Annotated in this window: 15 protein-coding genes; 6 read left to right on the forward strand and 9 right to left on the reverse strand. The window is 66.7% G+C overall.

Features of this window, described 5'->3' with window-relative positions:
- Nucleotides 1–19 precede the first annotated feature (19 nt).
- On the forward strand, nucleotides 20–565 hold the full coding sequence (gene idi, locus M1D74_RS01980; RefSeq protein ID WP_458116309.1) for an isopentenyl-diphosphate Delta-isomerase: 546 nt from the start codon (nucleotides 20–22) through the stop codon (nucleotides 563–565).
- Here idi and M1D74_RS01985 read toward each other — a convergent pair.
- Nucleotides 551–1312, reverse strand: a complete 762-nt coding sequence (locus M1D74_RS01985; protein WP_458116310.1) for a glycosyltransferase family 2 protein — start codon at nucleotides 1310–1312, stop codon at nucleotides 551–553. The genes idi and M1D74_RS01985 overlap by 15 nt on opposite strands.
- A 35-nt stretch (nucleotides 1313–1347) precedes the next feature.
- On the opposite strand from M1D74_RS01985, the gene M1D74_RS01990 reads away from it, so the two are divergent.
- The gene (locus M1D74_RS01990; protein ID WP_458116311.1) at nucleotides 1348–1935 is read left to right on the forward strand and encodes a hypothetical protein; all 588 of its coding nucleotides are present in this window, start codon (nucleotides 1348–1350) and stop codon (nucleotides 1933–1935) included.
- A 3-nt stretch (nucleotides 1936–1938) separates the two neighbouring features.
- Here the strand turns inward: M1D74_RS01990 and M1D74_RS01995 are convergent, their stop codons facing one another.
- Nucleotides 1939–3042 carry a glycoside hydrolase family 76 protein gene (locus M1D74_RS01995; RefSeq protein WP_458116312.1) on the reverse strand — a complete coding sequence of 368 codons (1104 nt, stop codon included), beginning with the start codon at nucleotides 3040–3042 and terminating at the stop codon, nucleotides 1939–1941.
- Between the two features lie 145 nt (nucleotides 3043–3187).
- Here M1D74_RS01995 and M1D74_RS02000 point away from each other — a divergent pair, with 145 nt between their 5' ends.
- The 4 genes from M1D74_RS02000 to M1D74_RS02015 all read left to right on the forward strand — a co-directional run bounded on the left by M1D74_RS02000 (nucleotide 3188) and on the right by M1D74_RS02015 (nucleotide 7597).
- Nucleotides 3188–3964, forward strand: a complete 777-nt coding sequence (locus M1D74_RS02000; RefSeq protein ID WP_309069905.1) for a 3-hydroxyacyl-CoA dehydrogenase — start codon at nucleotides 3188–3190, stop codon at nucleotides 3962–3964.
- 39 nt (nucleotides 3965–4003) lie between these two features.
- A complete protein-coding gene (locus tag M1D74_RS02005; RefSeq protein WP_458116313.1) occupies nucleotides 4004–5197 on the forward strand; it encodes an acyl-CoA dehydrogenase family protein in 1194 nt (397 codons plus the stop codon).
- Nucleotides 5198–5247: 50 nt separating this feature from the next.
- The gene (locus M1D74_RS02010) at nucleotides 5248–6588 is read left to right on the forward strand and encodes a cytochrome P450 (RefSeq protein WP_458116314.1); all 1341 of its coding nucleotides are present in this window, start codon (nucleotides 5248–5250) and stop codon (nucleotides 6586–6588) included.
- Nucleotides 6589–6673: 85 nt separating this feature from the next.
- Nucleotides 6674–7597 carry an NADP-dependent oxidoreductase gene (locus M1D74_RS02015; RefSeq protein WP_458116315.1) on the forward strand — a complete coding sequence of 308 codons (924 nt, stop codon included), beginning with the start codon at nucleotides 6674–6676 and terminating at the stop codon, nucleotides 7595–7597.
- Nucleotides 7598–7660: 63 nt separating this feature from the next.
- Here M1D74_RS02015 and M1D74_RS02020 read toward each other — a convergent pair whose 3' ends face one another.
- The 7 genes from M1D74_RS02020 to M1D74_RS02050 all read right to left on the reverse strand — a co-directional run bounded on the left by M1D74_RS02020 (nucleotide 7661) and on the right by M1D74_RS02050 (nucleotide 18876).
- Complete coding sequence (locus M1D74_RS02020) at nucleotides 7661–9037, reverse strand: hypothetical protein (RefSeq protein WP_458116316.1); 1377 nt, start codon at nucleotides 9035–9037, stop codon at nucleotides 7661–7663.
- Nucleotides 8928–9641 carry a DedA family protein gene (locus M1D74_RS02025; protein ID WP_458116317.1) on the reverse strand — a complete coding sequence of 238 codons (714 nt, stop codon included), beginning with the start codon at nucleotides 9639–9641 and terminating at the stop codon, nucleotides 8928–8930. Before M1D74_RS02025 ends, M1D74_RS02020 begins: the two co-directional genes overlap by 110 nt.
- A 92-nt stretch (nucleotides 9642–9733) precedes the next feature.
- Nucleotides 9734–10642, reverse strand: coding sequence for an RluA family pseudouridine synthase (locus M1D74_RS02030; RefSeq protein ID WP_458117119.1), 909 nt, complete (start codon nucleotides 10640–10642; stop codon nucleotides 9734–9736).
- A 45-nt stretch (nucleotides 10643–10687) separates the two neighbouring features.
- The gene (locus M1D74_RS02035) at nucleotides 10688–12613 is read right to left on the reverse strand and encodes a DUF6541 family protein (RefSeq protein WP_458116318.1); all 1926 of its coding nucleotides are present in this window, start codon (nucleotides 12611–12613) and stop codon (nucleotides 10688–10690) included.
- A 55-nt stretch (nucleotides 12614–12668) separates the two neighbouring features.
- Nucleotides 12669–13463, reverse strand: a complete 795-nt coding sequence (locus M1D74_RS02040) for an Fpg/Nei family DNA glycosylase (protein WP_458116319.1) — start codon at nucleotides 13461–13463, stop codon at nucleotides 12669–12671.
- Nucleotides 13456–18126 carry an ATP-dependent helicase gene (locus M1D74_RS02045; RefSeq protein WP_458116320.1) on the reverse strand — a complete coding sequence of 1557 codons (4671 nt, stop codon included), beginning with the start codon at nucleotides 18124–18126 and terminating at the stop codon, nucleotides 13456–13458. The genes M1D74_RS02040 and M1D74_RS02045 overlap by 8 nt, the downstream gene beginning before the upstream one ends.
- 63 nt (nucleotides 18127–18189) lie before the next feature.
- Nucleotides 18190–18876: a DUF4232 domain-containing protein gene (locus tag M1D74_RS02050; protein ID WP_458116321.1), complete on the reverse strand. Its 687-nt coding sequence runs from the start codon at nucleotides 18874–18876 to the stop codon at nucleotides 18190–18192.
- Nucleotides 18877–18932 lie beyond the last annotated feature (56 nt).

Here is an 18932-nt window from a genome sequence, read left to right on the forward strand (position 1 = left end):
CGCGAACACTTGGAGGGAAATGAACCGCACGGAAGAGCTTGTGGTCCTGGCGGACGACGACGGAACCCCCGTCGGCACCGAGGACAAGGCAACGGTTCATACCACCGCAACCCCGCTTCATCTCGCGTTTTCAACGCACGTCTACGACGACGACGGCCGCATCCTCATCACCCGTAGGGCCCTCAGCAAGCGGACCTGGCCGGGTGTCTGGACCAACTCGTTCTGCGGGCATCCAGGGCCGCATGAAGCCACCGAGGACGCCGTGGTGCGGCGCGCCGAGCACGAACTGGGCCTTCGACTGGACTCCGTGGAACTCCGTTTGCCCGACTTCCGCTACCGGGCGGTCGACGCATCGGGCGTGGTCGAGAACGAGATCTGCCCGGTCTACACCGCCCGCGCGGTGTCCCCGGTGGATCCCCGCGAAGACGAGGTCATGGAGTGGCAGTGGGCCGACCCACTGGAGCTCACCACCGCCGTCGCCGCCGCACCCTGGGCGTTCAGTCCGTGGCTGACCCTGCAGCTGCCGCTGCTCTACCCCGAACGGTTCTCCTCACCCGCCGAGTGACGCCCGACGACGGCGCTCCCGAACCTCGGCCAAAGTCCAGCGCCAGCGGTCCCACGGCGGGGCCGTGCGCCAATGCAGCGCCAGAGTGTGCACAGCGCGCGTGAAACGCAGCCAGCCCTTACGACCGCCGGCGAGCGCACGCGCGGAGATTCCCACTTGCAGTGACCTGTCGTACACCGTGCGCCGGCCGGGCTTGAGCGCGAAGCCGAAGTCGACGTCGTCGTGCACGTTCGGATCGTGCCGGTGGACGCGCTCGCGGACCGAAAGCCAGTCGGAGCGGCGGAAAGCGCAATTGGAACCGAAGGGCGGCCAATGGCCGATGGCCAGCCCCATCGACACGAAGTAGCCCTGCATGTAGGCGATGGCGGCAACGCGTGCGCGAAGCGGGCTGGTGTCGTAGAAGACCCCCGGGCCGGTGAGCACCGCGAGATCCGGTTCGGCGTCGAAGCGAGCGGAGATACGTTGCAGCCAGTCCGCCGGCGGGATGGTATCCGCGTCGCAGCGCACGATGACGTCACCGGAGGCGGCGTCGTACCCGGTGGAGGCAGCTGCGGCGATCCCAGGAATGGACTCATGCACAACGGCGGCACCATGACCGGCGGCCACCGCCGCGCTGGTGTCTGTGGAGTTGTTGTCGACCACGATCACCTCGAGCGGCGCCAGTGTCTGCCCGGCGAGGGCCTCAAGGCAACGGGCCAGCGGTCCGGCGTCGTCTTTGCACGGGATGACCACTGACAGGGACGGCATGACCCCGATCCTAGCCGTGCACGTAGGCTGGAATCATGATCGCCGACCTGATCCGCCGGCCGGCCACGCATGCCGAAGTGGCAGCGGACGGCGTACGGGCCGTAGCCGTGCTCAGCACTATTGCCATGGTCTTCTGGTGGGGTCCGGTGGACTTCTGGGTCTTCTTCCTCGCGCTTGGCGGTCTCACGCTGTCGCGTTATGCCCGTCCGCACCCGGTGTTTGACGCCGTCTACGGGTGCGCACTGATTTTCGCCTGCTGGAGCAGCGTCCTGAACCTCTACGAGGTGATCTCCTGGTGGGACCTGTTGGTGCACTGCGTCTGCACCGGTCCCGTCGCCGGAATGGCCTATGTACTCGCCACGCACATCGGGCTGCTGCCGGCCGCGGGTAACTCTCGACGCGACCGCGCCGGCGTCGTTCTTCAGGTGGTGCTGCTCGGTATGGCGCTCAGCGTGCTGTGGGAGTTCGCGGAATGGGCCGGCGACGCGTGGGTGACTGATGGTATTCACGTCACCTATCCGGACACCATGGGCGACCTCGCCATTGCCACCCTCGGCTCGTTGGCCGCCGGGCTCCTCCTCGCTCGGCTGAAGAAGAAGGCGCCGAAGGACTCTTACGTCTGAGGTTCAGAGCGAAGGCCCATCCGCATCGGGGTTCCCGATGTCCGCCACCCGGCAGGCAGCCTCGAAGATCATCCACGCCTGCAGTTGCGTCGACAGTTCCACCGTTCCTGCGCCGGCGGATTCGCCCGGTCCAGCAGGAAAAACCCAAACAGTACGACGGCGCTGCCCGCCGGCTTCCCGCTCGCCGCGTCCCGCCCACAGGGCGCGCGCCGTCGTCGTGATGACGGTTCTCGCGAGCGTGCGCGTGAGCTCCGGCAGCGCGGGTGATTCCGCCGCGAGGCCGAGGTAGCGGATGAGGATTCCGGTGAAGAGGCCGCCGTCGCCGCCGCCGTGGGTGCGCAGGGCGCCCGTCGGCAGCACGAGGTGCTTCGCTACAGCCAGAACGAGGTCGGATGCCCGCTGCAGGCTTGTGGGGTCTCCGAGCGCCAGAAGTGCGCCGAGGACCGGCCCCTGATTGTAGGTGTAGACGTCGGTCACCATGCGTTCGCCGGGCATGCGGATCCCGTCGAGGAGCAGACCGGTCGAGGGGTCCTGGAGCCGCGCGAAAAGCCAGTCGACCAGGCGCTCCGCCTCCTTCGTCCGCCCGACCCTGGCGAAATGCAGGGCCGCCGGCGCTGTGGCCGGCGTGTTCTTGAAGTCGCGGGACATGTTCCAGAAGAGGCCGCCGCCAAGGTCCGGAGTATGGGCGGAGGCCAGGACGGGGGTAAGGCTGCCGGGCGGGCGAGTGCCTGCGATGTCAGCCGAGCGCCAGGCTGCGAGGGCCAGCCAAGCCATGTCGTCGTAGTAGCGATTGGTCCAGCGACCGCCGTTGCGCAGTCGGATGGTGCGCAGAAGGCGCCGCGCGCGCAAGCGGTGGGCGGCGCCGTCGTCGGTGTTCCCGGTTGCGCCTCCGGACCGCGCCTCGCGTTCCGCGGCATCGAGCAGGCAGTCGAGGTAGTGCGCCTGCCACCAGTAGTGCCACGGCACCTTCGGCCGGGCGGGAAGGGTGACCCGCGCGAGGTGCGTGCCGGGCAGGCCGTACAGCCTGTGGCCGAAGGCTGCGGGTATCGAGGAGGAGGCGGCGGCTGCGGCCTCGCCGAAGGTGCTGGAGGGCTCTCGGGTGGGCATAGAGACACCCTAGACCGCGCCGTCGTGCCCGTCTTTGAGCACTATGCACAGTGGCGGACACGGCGGATGAGTCAGTGCGCTGCATCACAGTAGGCTCGGGAGGAAGCGGTTTAGCCTCGCTCACTCACGACGCAAAGGAGATGTCATGGACTGTGCAGGAACGGTGGCGCTGGTGACCGGGGGTGCGTCCGGGCTCGGCCGGGCAACCGCCCAGCGACTGCACGACGACGGCGCGGCGGTCGTGATCCTCGATCTGCCGCATTCGGACGGAGCCGGTTTCGCGGAGTCGCTGGGGGAGCGCGCCCGCTTCGTGCCGGCGGACGTGACGAGCGAGGAGGAGGTCCAGGCCGCTGTCGACGCGGCGTCAGAGCTCGGGCCGCTGCGCATCGTCGTGAACTGCGCGGGGGTGGCTACTCCCGGAAAGGTGCTGGGCAGGGAGGGCGTGTTGCCGCTCGAGCAGTTCAGCAAGGTCATCAACATCAACCTCATCGGTACCTTCAACGTGCTGCGGCTGGCAGCGGCGGCCATGGCGGCCACCGATCCGGTTCAGACTGAGACGGGGACCAGCGAGCGCGGGGTCATCATCAACACGGCCTCTGTCGCTGCCTTCGACGGGCAGATCGGGCAACCCGCGTACTCCGCATCGAAGGGGGCAGTGGCGGCCATGACCCTGCCGATCGCGCGGGAACTGGCGCGTTCCTTCATCCGCGTCATGACCATCGCTCCGGGCATCTTCGAGACGCCCATGATGGCCGGGCTGCCGCAGGAAGCCCAGGAATCCCTTGGGAAGCAGGTTCCGCACCCGTCCAGGCTCGGCAAGGCCACCGAATACGCTGCGCTGGTTGCACACATCGTGGAGAACCAGATGCTCAACGGTGAAACCATCCGGCTCGACGGTGCCATCCGCATGGCACCCAAATAGACCATCCCTTCGACTGCTATGCCCCGAAAGGACAGCTCAATGGAGAGCGGCCTCCCCAGCGCAGACTTCTACGGCTTTGAGTCCCTGCTCAGCAATGTCGAACGGGCGAAGCTCCGGGACGTCCGCGACTTCCTGGCCAAGGAGGTTGCCCCGTACGCAACCGACTGGTGGAACAGGGCCGAGTTCCCACTGGAGGTGCTCCCGAAACTCGCCTCCCTCAACCTGAGCACCCCGGTGCAGCAGGGGTACAGCTACCTCTTCAGCGGTATGGTCATTGCCGAGCTGACCCGCGCCGATACCTCGCTGGCAACGTTCTTCATGGTGCACCACGACCTCTTTGTGGAGGCGCTGCACGAATTCGGCACGGAGGAGCAGAAATCCCGGCTGCTGGATGACGCCATGGATCTCACGATCACGGGCGCGTTCGCGCTCACGGAGCCCCTTCACGGTTCCGATGTGGCCGGCGGCATGGCCACCACGGCCACCCGTGACGGTGACACCTGGATCCTGAACGGTGCAAAGCGCTGGATCGGCAACGGCACTTTCTGCGACTACATGCTGCTGTGGGCCCGCGATACTGCGGACGGAGCCGTGCGGGGCTTCATTCTGGATGCGACCCTTCCCGGGGTGACACGGACGGCGATCGAGAACAAGATCGCGCTGCGCACCGTCCAGAACGCCGACATCCTCCTGGACAACGTGCGGGTGTCCGAAACTGACCGTTTCGCGGGGATCAACAGTTTCACCGATACCAAACACCTGCTGCGCGGTTCGAGGATACTGGTGGGCTGGCAAGCGGTGGGGCAGCAGTTGGCGGCGTTCGACGCGGCCCGGGCGTACGCCGTCGAGCGCCAGCAGTTCGGGCGTCCACTGGCAGGCTTCCAGCTCATCCAGCAGCAGCTGGTGCGAATGCTCGGGAACACCACGGCGAGCCTTGGCATGATGGCGCGCGTGGCGCAGCTGCAGCAGGACGAGCACCTGGGACCGCAGGGGCTTCCGCACAGCGGAGCCGACATGGCGCAGGCTGCGCTCGCCAAGTCCTACACCTCCTCGTTGATGCGGGAAACAGTGGCTTTGGGCCGATCGATCTTCGGCGGCAACGGGATCGTGACTGACTTCGGGATGGCGAAAATTTTCGCCGATGCCGAAGCCATCTTCACCTACGAAGGTTCCTTTGAAATCAACACACTGATTGTCGGGCGGGCGGTCACGGGAGTCTCGGCCATTCTTTGAATGCCTGGGTTGCGGTTGCCGCGGCGGACCATTTCACACCACAGTGGAGTATGAATACCGATGCATCCCTCCCGATGCTTACTGTGCGGGAGACCGCGGCGGTCCTGACGAACGTCTTCGCGCCGAATATTGCAAAAGGCCCGATCATCAGGCGGCCAAAGGTGCTCGCGTTCAGCGAAAAGCTGCGGCTGGATGAACGGGCTGTTGCCACGGTGAAAGCGCTGTCTGAGAAATACCCGCAGTCCCCAGTGCTCCTCCGGTTGCCGCTGCGTCGCCAGGCGATTGTGCTCGAGCCGCGGGACGTCCACCGTATCCTGGCCGAGAGCCCTGACCCGTTCGCCACTGACAGCAGCGAAAAGAAGGCTGCCCTGGCGCACTTTCAGCCGCGGAACTCACTTGTCTCCCATGGGGCGGAGCGAAGTGTGCGACGTGCGCTGCAGGACCAGGTGCTCGACAGCGCCAGCCCCGTCCACCACCTTGCGGAACCATTCCTTCGAGTCGTGGCCGAAGAGGCCGAAGACCTACTGGCCGCATCGAGGGCGACAGGGGTTCTGGCCTGGGACGAGTTCATCCGCAGCTGGTACCGAATGGTGAGGCGGATCGTCTTCGGCGACGCCGCGGCCGACGATCACGAGTTGACGGATATGCTCCAGCAGCTGCGCGCCGACGCCAACTGGGCGTTCCTCAAGCCCCGAAGGAGGAAGCTTCGCGCTGAGTTTCTTGCCGCCGTCGAACGCCGGATGCAGTCGGCACCTCCGGGCAGCCTCGCCGCAGTGATGGCGGGAGCGAACCCGCCGGACGACGCCGCTCCCCGCGAACAGATTCCGCAGTGGCTGTTCGCCTTCGACCCGGCAGGGATGGCAACGTTCCGCAGCCTTGCTGCAATAACAGCTCACGCCGGGGTGCTCTCACGGGTGGCCGAGGAGGTTGCTGAGGCCCACGGCCAACGCAGTTACCTTCCTTGGCTTCGCGCCTGTGTCCTGGAGTCGCTGAGGCTGTGGCCCACCACGCCGATGGTTCTCCGGCAGACCACCGCCGACGTCGAGTGGGAGACAGGCACCATCCCTGCGCACTGTGGTGTGCTCATCTACGCTCCCTTCTTCCACCGGGATGAGCGCACGGTTCCGAACCCGCATGCGTACACTCCGGAACGGTGGCTGAATGACGACGACGGCGACTGGGCACTCATTCCCTTCAGCGACGGCCCTGCGGCATGCCCGGGACGCCACCTGGTGTTGATGCTCACCAGCGCCTTCCTGTCGCACCTTCTCGGCGGATCGGCGTTGAAGCTCGAGTCTCCCGGGCGGCTCAAGGTGGGCGGACGGCTGCCTGGAACGCTGGACAACTATTCCTTGCGCTTCGTGGTCGAGGCGAACGCTCCCCAGATGTGACGAGGTCCTCGCCGTTCCACGGAATGCTGGGGAGGGTCCGCACGGTTCTTCTGGGGGAAGCAGAACCGATGGAAGGAAATCCCCAGTGAAGGCAGTGTTCTATTCGAAGTACGGCGACCCCGGCGTCCTTGAGTACGGTGAGCAGCCGGAGCCGAAGGTGGGCCCGGACACGGTCCTCGTCGAAATCAAGGCAACCTCAGTCAATCCCGTCGACTGGAAGGTGATGGGCGGTTACCTTGACGGCGCACTCACGGCGCACTTCCCGGTCATTCCCGGATGGGACGTTTCCGGCGTCGTCATTCAGCCAGGGCCCGCCGTCCCCGAGTTTGCTGCCGGCGACGAGGTCTTCGGCTACGTCCGGATGGACACCGTCGGCCAGGGGACCTTCGCGGAACGGGTGTCCGCCCCGGTCCGCACCCTCGCACGCAAGCCCTCGAACCTCTCCTGGGCGGAGGCGGCCACGATTCCACTCACCGGACTCACAGCCCTGCAGACACTGGATGCACTGGACGTGTCGGACGGTGACACGGTGCTCGTCCACAACGGCGCCGGCGGCGTGGGCACGCTCGGCATCCAGATCGCTCGGGCCCGCGGCGCCAGGGTCGTTGCCACAGCGTCGGAGCGCAACCACGACTTCCTCCGCGAACTGGGTGCTGAGCCCGTAGCCTACGGGGACGGGATCGCTGACCGGGTCCGGAAGATCGCCCCGGACGGCGTGAGCGCCGTCGTCGATTTCGTTGGCGGTGCCGATTGGCAGGCATCCCTCGACGTCCTCACCCAGCAGGGACGGGTGGCATCCATCGCCGACGCGAAGGTGAAGGAACACGGCGGACGGTATGTGTTTGTGCGTCCGGACGCGCAGGGTTTGTCTACGCTCGCGGACCTCATCGAGGCAGGCCACGTGAAACCTGTGCTCGCCGCCACCTACCCTCTGGAGCAGGCCGCGGAGGCGTTTACCGCGAATATGGCGGGCCATACGCGCGGGAAGATCGCGCTCACGGTCGGCTGATGCGTCCGGGATGAGTCAGCGGGAACGGCTGGTCAGCGCACATGCGCCAGCCGTTCCCGAGGCTCAGCGACGGTCATCGGGGTGGCCGAACCGTCCGGGGTACTCGTCGTAGAAGTCGTCGTCGTCCTCGTCATCGAGGTTGAGCGGCGGAAGGTTCGCAGTCTGCCGACGGCGAAGGGCGCGCCGGTAGGAATGATCCACCCGGTGCCGGCGCGAGCCTGACGTGATGAGGAGCAGGAATGCCGCGAGTGCCGCGGTGCCCGCGATGAGCAGGGACTGTGGTTGTCCGATGATGCGTTCCACCACGATCCAGCCGATGCCCCAAACCACGGCGAGAGCGACGGCGATGCGCCCGCGGTCCGTGGAGCACACGACGCTTCCAATGACGACGACGATCCCCAGCCCCACAACCGCCCACCGGAAGTCGTCATCCCACAGCCACGAAAAGCCGTTCAGGGAGAGCACCGCAGCACAGTGGCTCAGCGCCGTGAACCCGGTCCAGCCAAGGAAAAGCCCAAGCGGTACATCGACGAGTGAGCCCTCCGTCGAGGTGGCGGCCGGCCAGCGGTTAAGCCACCGCAGGGAGAACAGCAGCAGGACAAGCAGGACGCCATGCAGGATCAGGGTTTCGAGGTACAGTCCGGCCGAAATCATGAGGGCCAAGCCGAAGTTCAGCAGTACCGCGGCCATCACAATCCAGCCCAGCCTGCGGTGCCGGGGACTGTTTGATTCGCCGGGCAACCATTGGTGCACCACATACCCCACCAGGCCGAGCCCGATCAGCGCCCAGATAGCCAAGGCGTAGCGGTGGGGCGAGAGGAGCGAAAGATCGGGCCGGAAGAGATCGACCGTCCAGATCTCGGTTCCGCCGAACAACCCCGCCGCCCAAGCTGTGCCTGCCAACGATCCGAGGACCACGACAGTGACCAGAATGCGCCGGACCACGTCCAGCGGCCAGGAGCGAACGTTCGCAGCGGCTGACCGGGAAGCCGACGCCGTCCACTGTGCAGTACGCTTCCCGGATTGAGCCGCCCACGCCGAGGCAGCGCTGGAAGCAGTTCTGAGCTTCTCTGCGCGAGCCGCCTTCAGCTCTTCTTGTCGCGCCTTTGATGGTGTTGCGTCGGCGCCCTGGCCCTGACGTTCCTGGCCCTGACGTTCCTGGCCCGGCCGCCCGGTGGGGCCCAAGTCCGACGTGCCGCCGGCGGGAGGACTGGAAGGGGTGGGCGCCGTGACCGGCGCGTCCGAGGGTGCGGCGACCGTCGCCGTCGTGCTGGTGGCGTCGCGATCGTCCGAAGGGACGGGCGTCTTCGGACGTGCTGCCTTCAGCCTCTCAATGACGCTGGTCGTCTCGCTCGGTGGGGGTGGAGGAACCGCTTCGGGTGTCTTCCGGGGCGGGACGGGCGGGGGTTGCGGCAGCCGGTGGTTGGACGGAGTCGGCATGCTCATGTGTCTTTCGGACCTCCCGGCGTTGCTTCAGCGCGAAGAACGCTGCAATGATCAGTCCCACCAGAGTACCCACCCCCATTCCCAGAAGTGCGCTAGCCCACATGGGGAAGCCCGTTGTGGCATCGGAGATGTAGCCCAGGCCGACCAGCCAGACGGACCACAGGATTCCGCCGAGTGCAGCGAATCCCAGGAACGGACGGAGGGGGAGTTCAGCTATCCCGGCGGCTGCAATTCCTGCGGTCCGCCCGCCGGGGAGGAAGCGGAGCGCAACCAGGCCGGCGTAGGTGGGGGACTTTCCGGCTTTCTCGACTGCGCCTCGGATCCCGCGGTGGACGGCCCGGCCCCAGCGGAAGCGGTCCAGCCAGTGTGTCAGCTTTCTTCGGAAGAGCAGGTAGAGCGCGAGGTCGCCCAGCAGGCTGCCGGTAGCGGCTGTCAGGAGGGACACGGGCAGCAGCACGGACCCCTCGGAGGCCAGCGAACCGGACGCGATGACCAGGAATTCGGACGGCATAATGGGCGCGAAGACGTCGGCCACAACTACGAGCAGTGTGACCGGATGAATCATCAGGGACCACTCTGCGAGCGTCGACAGGTCCACCTGTACCAATTTACAGGGCGCTGTTCGCACACGGCCCTTCGGTACGCAGTTTGGTCTGCCTCAGGATTTGGGGTGCGCAGGCGAGTGCCGCCTCAGGCGAGTGCGGAGAGTTCCAGGCCGCTGGTGAACGACGTCGGCCGGAAGGAGAGCGGGTCGACGAACTCGATGTGCCGGGCGAGGAGCTGGAGCGGCTTCGAATAGTCATCGTCCTGCTGGGGGAGCAGCACCGGGTAGAACGGGTCGTTCAGAATCCCGAGACCCAGCCCGGCCATGTGCAGCCGGAGCTGGTGGGTCTTGCCCGTGTGCGGCTGGAGCCGGTAACGGCCCATACCGTTGCGTTCTTCGAGGAGCTGGACGCGGGTTTCGGCATTCGGCTCGCCGGGAACCTCCTGAGCGAGGAGGTAGTCCCGTGACTTCACGATGCGGCTGTGGACAGTGCACGGGCGGATGTCGAGTTGCAGCGACGGATCGATGGGTGCGGCGGCCTCATACTCCTTGCGGATCCGCCGATTCTCGAACAGGAGCTGGTACGCACCGCGGGTGGCGGGGTTCGTCGAGAACATGAGGATTCCCGCCGTCATACGGTCGAGGCGGTGCATCGGAATCAGGTCCGGCAGGTCGAGTTGGACCCGCAGCCTCACGAGCGCCGATTCAGCGACATACATGCCGCCGGGTGTGGTGGGGAGGAAATGCGGTTTGTCCACCACCAACAGGTTCTCGTCCTGGTGCAGGATGCTCAATTCCACCGGGAGTCGCTTCTCAACCGGCAGTTCCCGGTAGTACCAGATGAAGGTGTGCTCGGTGAGGGGCGTGTGGCGCGTCAGGCGCTCGCCGCCGAGCGCAACCACCTCGCCGCGGTCGAAGCGCTCGGCAATGCCATCCGGATCCACGTGGTTCCAGCGGTCGAGGATGTACTCAAGGGCCGTGCTCCACGGGCCTTCCGAGGGGAGGCGCAGCCGCGTGGCGTTGACGCCGTTGCGGACCGGGAGCGGAGATTGCATCACCTATCAAGGGTAGCTAACCCTTCCGCGCTCGATATGAACCGGTCAGCACCCGGTAACGCGGTAGAGCGCTGCTGTTCCCTCACTGTCCACGCGCTCAAACCCGTTTTCCCGGGTGAGGTCCTCCAGCCCCGCTGCCCTTTCGGTCTCGCCCGGGTGCACGGAGCTGATGCCGAAGTCGAGGACGTAGCGCACTCCCGTTTCTTCGACCGCGGGGCAAACCTCCGGGTTGGTGGACATCTCGTCCAGGGCGGCGTAGACGAGACTGCGGGCTGGTGAGACGGGCGTTCCGTACGGAATCAGTGTGGGAATGCCTGTGTAGGAGTAGGACAGGGAGGCTCCGGTCAGCGGCACCCCGACGATGACCGCGCCTTCCTCGACTGTCTCGGGCAGTCGCTGGATAAGCGCCAGTTCCTGGCTGGTCAGCAGCTGCGAATTCTCCGTGAAGCGGTACTTTGCGGCCGCTTCCGCGACCCCTTGCTGAACCGCGCCGAGCGGTGCCAGCGCCACTCCGAGGACCAACAGTACGACGACGACGGCGGCCGCACGCGTCCTGCTTCCACCCTGCCCACGCAGGAAGGAACGCACCGCCGGTCGTCGGGCAGCGACGTCGACGAGTGCGACAGCTCCAAGCGACGCGAGGATGGTCCCGGCCACCGGCAGCATGGCGCTGATTCTGAAGAAGTCGTTGTACCAGACACCGGCTACGATCCACCGCAGGTCCGGCACTTCCTTCCAGTTGGCGACAACGAACAGCATCGCCGCCAGCGCGTACAGGGCCAGTGTCCAGCGGTGGCGCCCGCGACGAAGAACGACGACGGCTCCGGCAAGAGTCAGGGCGGCGGCAAGATACGCGGGGGGCCGGTAGAGCGGCGAGTGTAGGACCACCTCTACGAGGGCCTGGCCCGCGTCGCCGAGTTCGTCCCAATTGTCTGAACTGCTCCGTGCCGGGCGCAGGGTCATCCAGGCGACCGCAAGCACCGCTAGGAATGCGCCGGTCGGCAGCAGCGTCTTCCACGGAGTCTTGTTGTCCCTGCGCAGACGGCTGTAGCCAGCGGCGAGGACCATCGGCAGGCTGAGGCCCAGAGCGCCGACCAGCGTCGACGGATGGGCCAGGGCCAGCCCGGGGAGAATTCCCAACAGCAGCAGGAGGTTGCCGGCCGTCGTCGTACGCAGGGGTGCACCGACGCGCATCAGCTGCACCACGAGCCCGAGTACCGCCGGCAGCAAGGCGATAGACAGCATATAGGGGTAAACAACGCCGAACTCGTACAGCAGGTAAGGGAAGCTACTGTAGGAGCCTGCGAGTACTGCTGCGATCAAGAGTGCAGCGAGACGCTCGCCGGTCACCCTCGTGACAAGGAAGAGGCAACCAATACACCAGATCGCCAGAACAATCGCTATGTTCACGACGTTAATCGCAGCCGGGATGGACAGAGTGGAAGACAACATGACAACCGAAACGAGGGCGTGCCAGCCTGCAGGATAGAAGACGGCGGCGCGCGTGCCGAGATATCCTAGGTCGGGCGAGGACGCGTTTCCCGACTCCGCGATGTAACGAACTGCGTTGAGGTGGAAGATGTTGTCGTGCGACTGTGCGATGTTCTCCGGGTTCCCGAAGATCCACAGTGTGATCAGACCGACGGGTAAAGCTGCAACACCCCACGCAATCAGGGTCCGGCGCAGCGGTCCGCCGGGGTCCATTGCGAGGGCATCCCGAAACCGCCGGCGGATCAGCCACAACACCAGGGCAACGCCGGCGGAGACGCCGAAGAGAGGCCCCAGCGACCAGCGCACGCCGGCCAGGGAGGCAACTTCCGACGCGACGACGACGGCGGTCACACTCAGAGGGCCGGCGAGGGCCAGCAGGGTGAGGCGCCGCAGGCCGAGGATCGCACCCCAAAGCAAGCCCGGACCAAGGAGAACCACTAGCGCCACGAGGAAGCCGGGGAGCGCGCTGAACCAGCTCATGGTCTCCCTCGGTAGGCGGTACGGATGGTCAAACGGGTGCCGGTGAGTGTCAGCGTTACGCTGAAACCCGTGCCGGTTGGCAGTGGGGGCAGTGGTAGAGCACGCGTTGTTCGAGCTCGTTGTCCCCGAGTTCACTGCGGACCACCCGAGTTCCGCACCGAAGGCATCCCCGGTCGGTCCGCCCGTATACCCACAGCGGATCGCGAAGCATTGATCCCGTGGTGACGCGGGTTGACCGCTCCTTGTTCACGTCAAGCAGACGATGCGCCAGCTCCACCATCCGCGGCAGGTTCTTCACCTCACCCACCGGTGTGAGCGGATGCTCGCCGGCAAGAAAGCACAACTCGCACCGGTACACGTTACCGATTCCTGCGAGATTCCGCTGGTCGAGGAGGGCAAGGCCGATGGGACGGTCGGGATCTGAGCGCAGCCGGCGGAGCGCTTCTTCCGCGTTCCAGTCAGGTCCGAGGAGGTCAGGACCAAGGTAGCCGACGGCGTCGTCCTCCTCTGCCTGGGCAATCACCCGCAGGAAACCGAGCTCGAACCCCACCACCGCGTTCGTGTCGGTTTCGAGGATGCACCGGGCCTTGAAGGCCGGTCGGCGCCACTTCCCGCCGCGGGGGTATACGTGCCAGAGGCCCTCCATTTTCAAGTGGGAGTGGATACTCCACTCGTCCTCCACCCGGATGAGCAGGTGCTTGCCGCGGGCGGTGACATTGCGCACCGTGCGTCCGATGAAGTCCACCGTGGCGAAACGGGGCACCCGGATGTCGCACCGGGTGAGTTCCTTGCCCCGGAGTGCGCGATCGAGGTCGCGGGCGGCCCGCCAGACGGTATCTCCCTCAGGCACGGATCCTCAATCCACGCGGTGTGCTGTAGAAGCCGGCGTCGCCAAGGGCACGTCCGGCCGGGGAATCGAGGGCGGACTCGCCGTTGATCTTCTCGACGGCCATCTTGTCTGCTGCGCCGTGTCGGATGGCTGTGACCAGCGCCTCCGCTGCCGCTGTAAGAGCATCCGTGTCCTCGGTGTACGTCAGCATGGTCTTCCCACCGCGCTCCACATACAGGGCGAGCTGTCCGTCGACGAGCACCACCAGGGCGCCGGCCTTTCGGCCCGGGCGGTGACCGCCGTCGTGTGCAGGCCAGCCCAGCGCCGCGCCGAACGGGTTGGCCGGATCGGTGGCGGCAAGGGCAACGGCGGCCGGCTTCTTCGCCACGGCGGCATCCGGGCGGGCATCGGCGCTGAAGGAGCGGAGCCGGTCGACCGTCGACGGCACGGCGAATTGGGCGGCGCCGAGGTGCTCGATGAAGTAGCCGCGGCGGCAGCGTCCCATCTCCTCCAGGCGGGAGAGCATTTTGTACATCAACCCGAATCCGCCGGGGATACCCTCGCTGGCGACGGACCCGCGGGTGAGGATCCCGTAGCGATCCATGAGCAGCTCAGCCGTGGCGTGCGCCTGGATGGTGGTGTCACCTTCGACGGCAGGAAGCAGGGACCACCGGCCGGCCACCTGTGGAGGAGTGCTGCGCTGGTAGCCTGTGCCGCCGTCGTTCGCGGCCGACAACCCCGCAGTCCGCAGACTGCTGCCGGTGAGCGACGGCGCCCTGCCCAATCGCCCCATCCTCGCTGTCCGTGCTCGCGGGGTGGGGGTGCGCTGTTTGTGGGCGGTCTTCCCGCCGGCCAGCAGGGAGCGCACAGGTGTGAACGTGTCATTGCCGATCCGCCCGGCCCATACCAGGTCCCACAGGGCGGCGGTCACCGTGCCGTCGGCGGGCTGATTGCCGTTGGTCAGCCCCTGCACCAATTGGCGGAAGAAGTACGCGCCACCGCCGGCGAGCAGTTCCAGGAGTTCCTGCTGCAGCGCGGTGGGCTCGAATTCCGGATCCGGCCGCAGGGTCAGTGAAGCGTTCTCCGCCAGATGAAGCGAGATCCAGCCGTCGTTGCCGGGAAGTGACCCGGCGCCGGACCACACGACCTCACCTGTTGCGGCCAGCTCATCGAGCATGGCCGGACTGTAGTTGGACACGCGCGAACGGAGGATGAGCGGTTCCCAGGCGGAAGCGGGGATGGGCACACCGGACAGTTGGTCGATGACAGTGGCGACACCGTCGAGCCCGCGCAGACCCGAGCCGACGTGCTGCCATGCAGGCAGGAACCGGCCGTACGCCGCAGGGTCCACTGGCTCGACCTCGTGCCGCAGGGCCGCCAGGGAACGGCGCCGGAGCCGCCGCAGGACCTCCTTGTCACACCATTCACTTGAGGCGGCCTGATGGTCGGGCGCGGACTCGGTCGGGCGGAACTCGCCTTCCACCACCCGGCCGTCTGCGGAAAGCCGCTGCAGGGCAGTCACGACGACGGCGACACCCAGTCCCAGCCGTGCTGCGGCTTCGGCGGCGGTGAAGGGACCGTGGGTGCGGGCATAACGGCCGATCAGATCGCCGAGCGGGTCCGGCACCGGTTCGATGAACGCCAGCGGGACACCCATCGGCAGCGGCACGCCGAGGGCGTCACGCAGCCGGGCGGCGTCTTCCACTGCAGCGATGCGCTCGGCGCCGGCTACGTTCACGCGCAAGGCCCGATTCGCCTTGACGAGGGCGTCCACGTGATCGGTGGCGGCGTCCGGGTCCTCGGACCGTTCGGCGATCTCGGCGGCGGTCAACAGCCCGAGCAACCGCAGGAGATCGGCAACGCCCTCAAGTCCGCGCGCCTTCCTGTCTGGAGCAAGGCGCTGCAGTTCCTGCTCGGTATCCGCGATAACGCCGGCGTCGAGCAGCTCGCGCAGTTCGGCTCGGCCCAGGAGTTCGTTAAGGAGAGTGGGGTCGAGTGACAGAGCAGCCGCCCGGCGTTCCGCCAGCGGGGAATCGCCCTCATAGAGGAAGGAGGCTACATAACCGAACAGCATGGTGCGGGCGAACGGCGAGGGCTGCGAGGTTGTGGTCTCGACGATCCGCAGTTCCCGGCGGTCGATCTGCCCGGCGATGTCCTTCAGCGCAGGGAGATCATAGACGTCCTGCAGGCATTCGCGCACCGTCTCGAGGATGATCGGGAAGGTGGGAAATTTGCGCGCCACGTCCAGCAACTGGGCCGAGCGTTGCCGCTGCTGCCACAGCGGGCTGCGCTTCGAGGGATTCTGGCGGGGCAGCAGCAGCGCCCTTGCCGCGCACTCCCGGAACCGGGACGCGAAGAGCGCCGAACCGCCCACCTGCGCCGTGACGATGCCGTCCAGTTCTTCGGCGTCGAAGAGGAACAGGTCAGCGCCGGGCGGCTCGTCTTCCATGAGGGGAACGCGCAGCACGATGCCGTCGTCGGAAGCCATGGCTGAGCCGTCCATCCCGTACCGCTGTTCGAGCCTTGCTCCGACGGCCAGCGCCCAGGGTGCGTGAACCGGCATGCCGAAGGGGCTGTGAAGGACAACCCGCCAGTCGCCGAGCTCGTCATGGAAGCGCTCGACTACAAGGGTGCGGTCGCTGGGAACGACCTCCGTGGACTGCTGCTGCTCCCGGAGATAGGCCAGAAGGTTGCCGGAGGCCCATTCGTCGAGGCCGCTTGCGGTGCACCTCGCGGTGGCGTCCTCATCCGACGCGTTGGTCAGCTCCCGGACGAACTTCCCAAGGGCGCGGCCGAGTTCCACCGGGCGGCCGAGGGAGTCGCCCTTCCAGAAGGGAAGCTTGCCCGGTTGACCGAAGGCAAGGGACACCAGCACGCGGTCGTGGGTGATGTCCTCGATGCGCCAGCTGGTGGCGCCGAGGGCGAAGACGTCACCGACGCGTGACTCGTAGACCATCTCCTCGTCCAGCTCGCCGACCCGACGCCCGCCCCGGTTCGACCCGGCGTCCTCGGAACCGACAAGGTAGACGCCGAACAGGCCGCGGTCCGGGATGGTGCCACCGGAGGTGACTGCCAGCCGCTGTGCACCCGGCCGGCCGGTGATCGTCCCCTCGACGCGGTCCCAGACGATCCGGGGCCGCAGTTCGGCGAACTCGTCCGAGGGGTACCGTCCGGCGAGGAGATCGAGCGTTGCTTCGAAGGCCGAGCGAGGGAGGGTAGCGAACGGTGCTGATTTCCGGACGACGTCGAACCATTCCTCGACGTCGATGGTATCGAGAGCCGCCGCCGCAACGGTCTGCTGCGCGAGGATATCGAGGGGGTTGGTAGGGATGTACAGCGGTTCGATCTGACCGGCGAGCATTTTCTCGACCGTGACCGCGGTGTTCACGAGGTCGCCGCGGTGCTTCGGGAAGAGCACGCCCTCGGACACCTCGCCAACCTGGTGGCCAGCCCGGCCAACACGCTGCAGCCCGCTGGCCACGGAGTGCGGCGACTCCACCTGGATGACCAGGTCCACTGCGCCCATATCGATCCCCAGCTCGAGCGAGGACGTCGCGACGACGCAGCGCAGGCGGCCTGACTTCAGATCATCTTCGATCAGGGCACGCTGATCCTTGGACACGGAGCCGTGGTGTGCCCGAGCGAGCAACGGCTCTGCACCTTCCGTCTGCCCGGCCTGCGCCATCACCTCGGCAGGAGGGCGCTGCGGCTCGGCCTTCTCCCCAGGCGCAGCCGCACCCGGCGAATCCCAGAATGAAGCCGCTTCGAGACGCTCAGCGTGGATCTCGTTCAACCGGGCCGTCAGCCGCTCGGCCAGACGGCGGGAATTCGCGAAGACGATCGTTGACCGCTTGGTCTTGATGAGATCCACGATCTTCTCTTCGACATGTGGCCAGATACTCGGCGACGGGGTAGGGCCGCCGTCGTCATCCGAGGCAGGTGAACCGCCCAGCTCCGTCATGTCCTCCACGGGCACGGTGACGGTGAGGTCCCAGGACTTCTTGGACGGCGGTGCCACGATCTCCACGGGAGCGTCCCCGGCGAGGAAGCGGGCGACCGTCTCCTTCGGTTCGACTGTTGCCGACAGGCCGATGCGCTGCACGGGCTTGTCGAGCATCGCGTCAAGCCTCGCCAGGGAAACGGCGAGGTGCGCTCCGCGCTTTGTTCCGGCGACGGCGTGGACCTCATCGATGATGACCGTGTCCAGGTCCGTCAGCGTTTCCCTTGCCCGTGAGGTGAGCATCAGGAAAAGTGACTCTGGTGTGGTGATCAGGATGTCGGGAGGGCGGGTGAGCAGCGTACGGCGCTCGGCCTGCGGGGTGTCACCGGATCGAACGCCGACGGTGACGGAGGGCGCGGGAAGTTCGAGCCGCTTGGCCGTCTGCGTGATGCCGATCAATGGCGCCCGAAGATTCCGCTCCACGTCCACGCCGAGAGCCTTCAGCGGTGAGATGTAGAGGACGCGGGTTGATCGTTTACCCTCGACCGGCCGGGCTATGAAGCTGTCCAGCGCCCAGAGAAACGCAGCGAGGGTTTTCCCCGACCCGGTGGGTGCAACGACAAGCGCGTGGGACCCGGCGGACACCGCGTTCCACGCGCCTTCCTGTGCGGGCGTGGGTGCGGAGAAGGCGCCCTCAAACCACTGGCGTGTGGCGGGCGTGAATTTCCCTAGCACCGATGTCATCGACTCATCATCTCCTACCCTTCCGACATTTTCTCAGGTGGGGGACAAGCCGCGCGGGGTCGGTTATGGCGCGAGCGGCTTGGTCGGCGCCACCGTCATGAGCACCACGTCCTCCGAGGCGCACGCCGTGCCGACCTGGTCAACGAGCAGCGACGCAGTGTCGTTCGGTGGGTACACCCGCAGCCCGGTAACTTCTGTCGGTTCGCACTCAGCGCCGTAGTTCTCGGCGTTGGTCTGCTTGACGGGCGCAACGGCCATTTCTCCCGGCGCGAGAACCACCTCGGCGGATTCGCCCGGCTCGCGGTCTGCGGGAGCCCCGACCTGCTCGCCCGCGGCGTTAACGTAGGAGACGCCCGGGTAGCCGGTAATTTCGCATTCCTCGTCGGACGCGTTGGTGAAGATGATCTGTCGGTAGACGCTGCCCGCGGCGCCTCCTCCCATTTCGGTCTCGAGCGCGGCACTGAGCATGTCGGCGGTGCATGCGCCGTCGGTGGGCGCCGCCGTCGGGCTGGAGGTTACGGCCTCCGAAGGGTCCGGTTCGCCGCTCTCAGTGGAGTCGGCGGACGGTGACGCTGATGCCGGAACCGAAGACTCCGGCGAGGAGCTGGCTTCCACCGTGGGAGCGGCGGCGGACGACGCCGGACTGGTGGATTCCTGGGCGGGCTCCCCGGACGCGCAGCCGGCCAAGGGAAGCGTTCCGAGGAGAACGGCGGCGGCGAGCAGGCGGGGAGTGGAGAGGCGGGTAGTCATAAAACCACCCTTACGGCGAAGGTTCCCCGCGTCAAACAGCCTCGGCGGTGCAGGGC

This window comes from Arthrobacter sp. D2-10 (assembly GCF_054161285.1).

Excerpts from the sequence above, each read along its gene's own strand:
- M1D74_RS01995 (WP_458116312.1), bottom strand. The coding sequence starts at position 3,042 with ATGCCCACCCGAGAGCCCTCCAGCACCTTCGGCGAGGCCGCAGCCGCC.
- M1D74_RS02010 (WP_458116314.1), top strand. The coding sequence starts at position 5,248 with ATGAATACCGATGCATCCCTCCCGATGCTTACTGTGCGGGAGACCGCG.
- M1D74_RS02045 (WP_458116320.1), bottom strand. The coding sequence starts at position 18,126 with ATGACATCGGTGCTAGGGAAATTCACGCCCGCCACACGCCAGTGGTTT.
- idi (WP_458116309.1), top strand. The coding sequence starts at position 20 with ATGAACCGCACGGAAGAGCTTGTGGTCCTGGCGGACGACGACGGAACC.
- M1D74_RS02050 (WP_458116321.1), bottom strand. The coding sequence starts at position 18,876 with ATGACTACCCGCCTCTCCACTCCCCGCCTGCTCGCCGCCGCCGTTCTC.
- M1D74_RS01985 (WP_458116310.1), bottom strand. The coding sequence starts at position 1,312 with ATGCCGTCCCTGTCAGTGGTCATCCCGTGCAAAGACGACGCCGGACCG.
- M1D74_RS01990 (WP_458116311.1), top strand. The coding sequence starts at position 1,348 with ATGATCGCCGACCTGATCCGCCGGCCGGCCACGCATGCCGAAGTGGCA.
- M1D74_RS02000 (WP_309069905.1), top strand. The coding sequence starts at position 3,188 with ATGGACTGTGCAGGAACGGTGGCGCTGGTGACCGGGGGTGCGTCCGGG.
- M1D74_RS02020 (WP_458116316.1), bottom strand. The coding sequence starts at position 9,037 with ATGCCGACTCCGTCCAACCACCGGCTGCCGCAACCCCCGCCCGTCCCG.
- M1D74_RS02030 (WP_458117119.1), bottom strand. The coding sequence starts at position 10,642 with ATGCAATCTCCGCTCCCGGTCCGCAACGGCGTCAACGCCACGCGGCTG.
- M1D74_RS02005 (WP_458116313.1), top strand. The coding sequence starts at position 4,004 with ATGGAGAGCGGCCTCCCCAGCGCAGACTTCTACGGCTTTGAGTCCCTG.
- M1D74_RS02035 (WP_458116318.1), bottom strand. The coding sequence starts at position 12,613 with ATGAGCTGGTTCAGCGCGCTCCCCGGCTTCCTCGTGGCGCTAGTGGTT.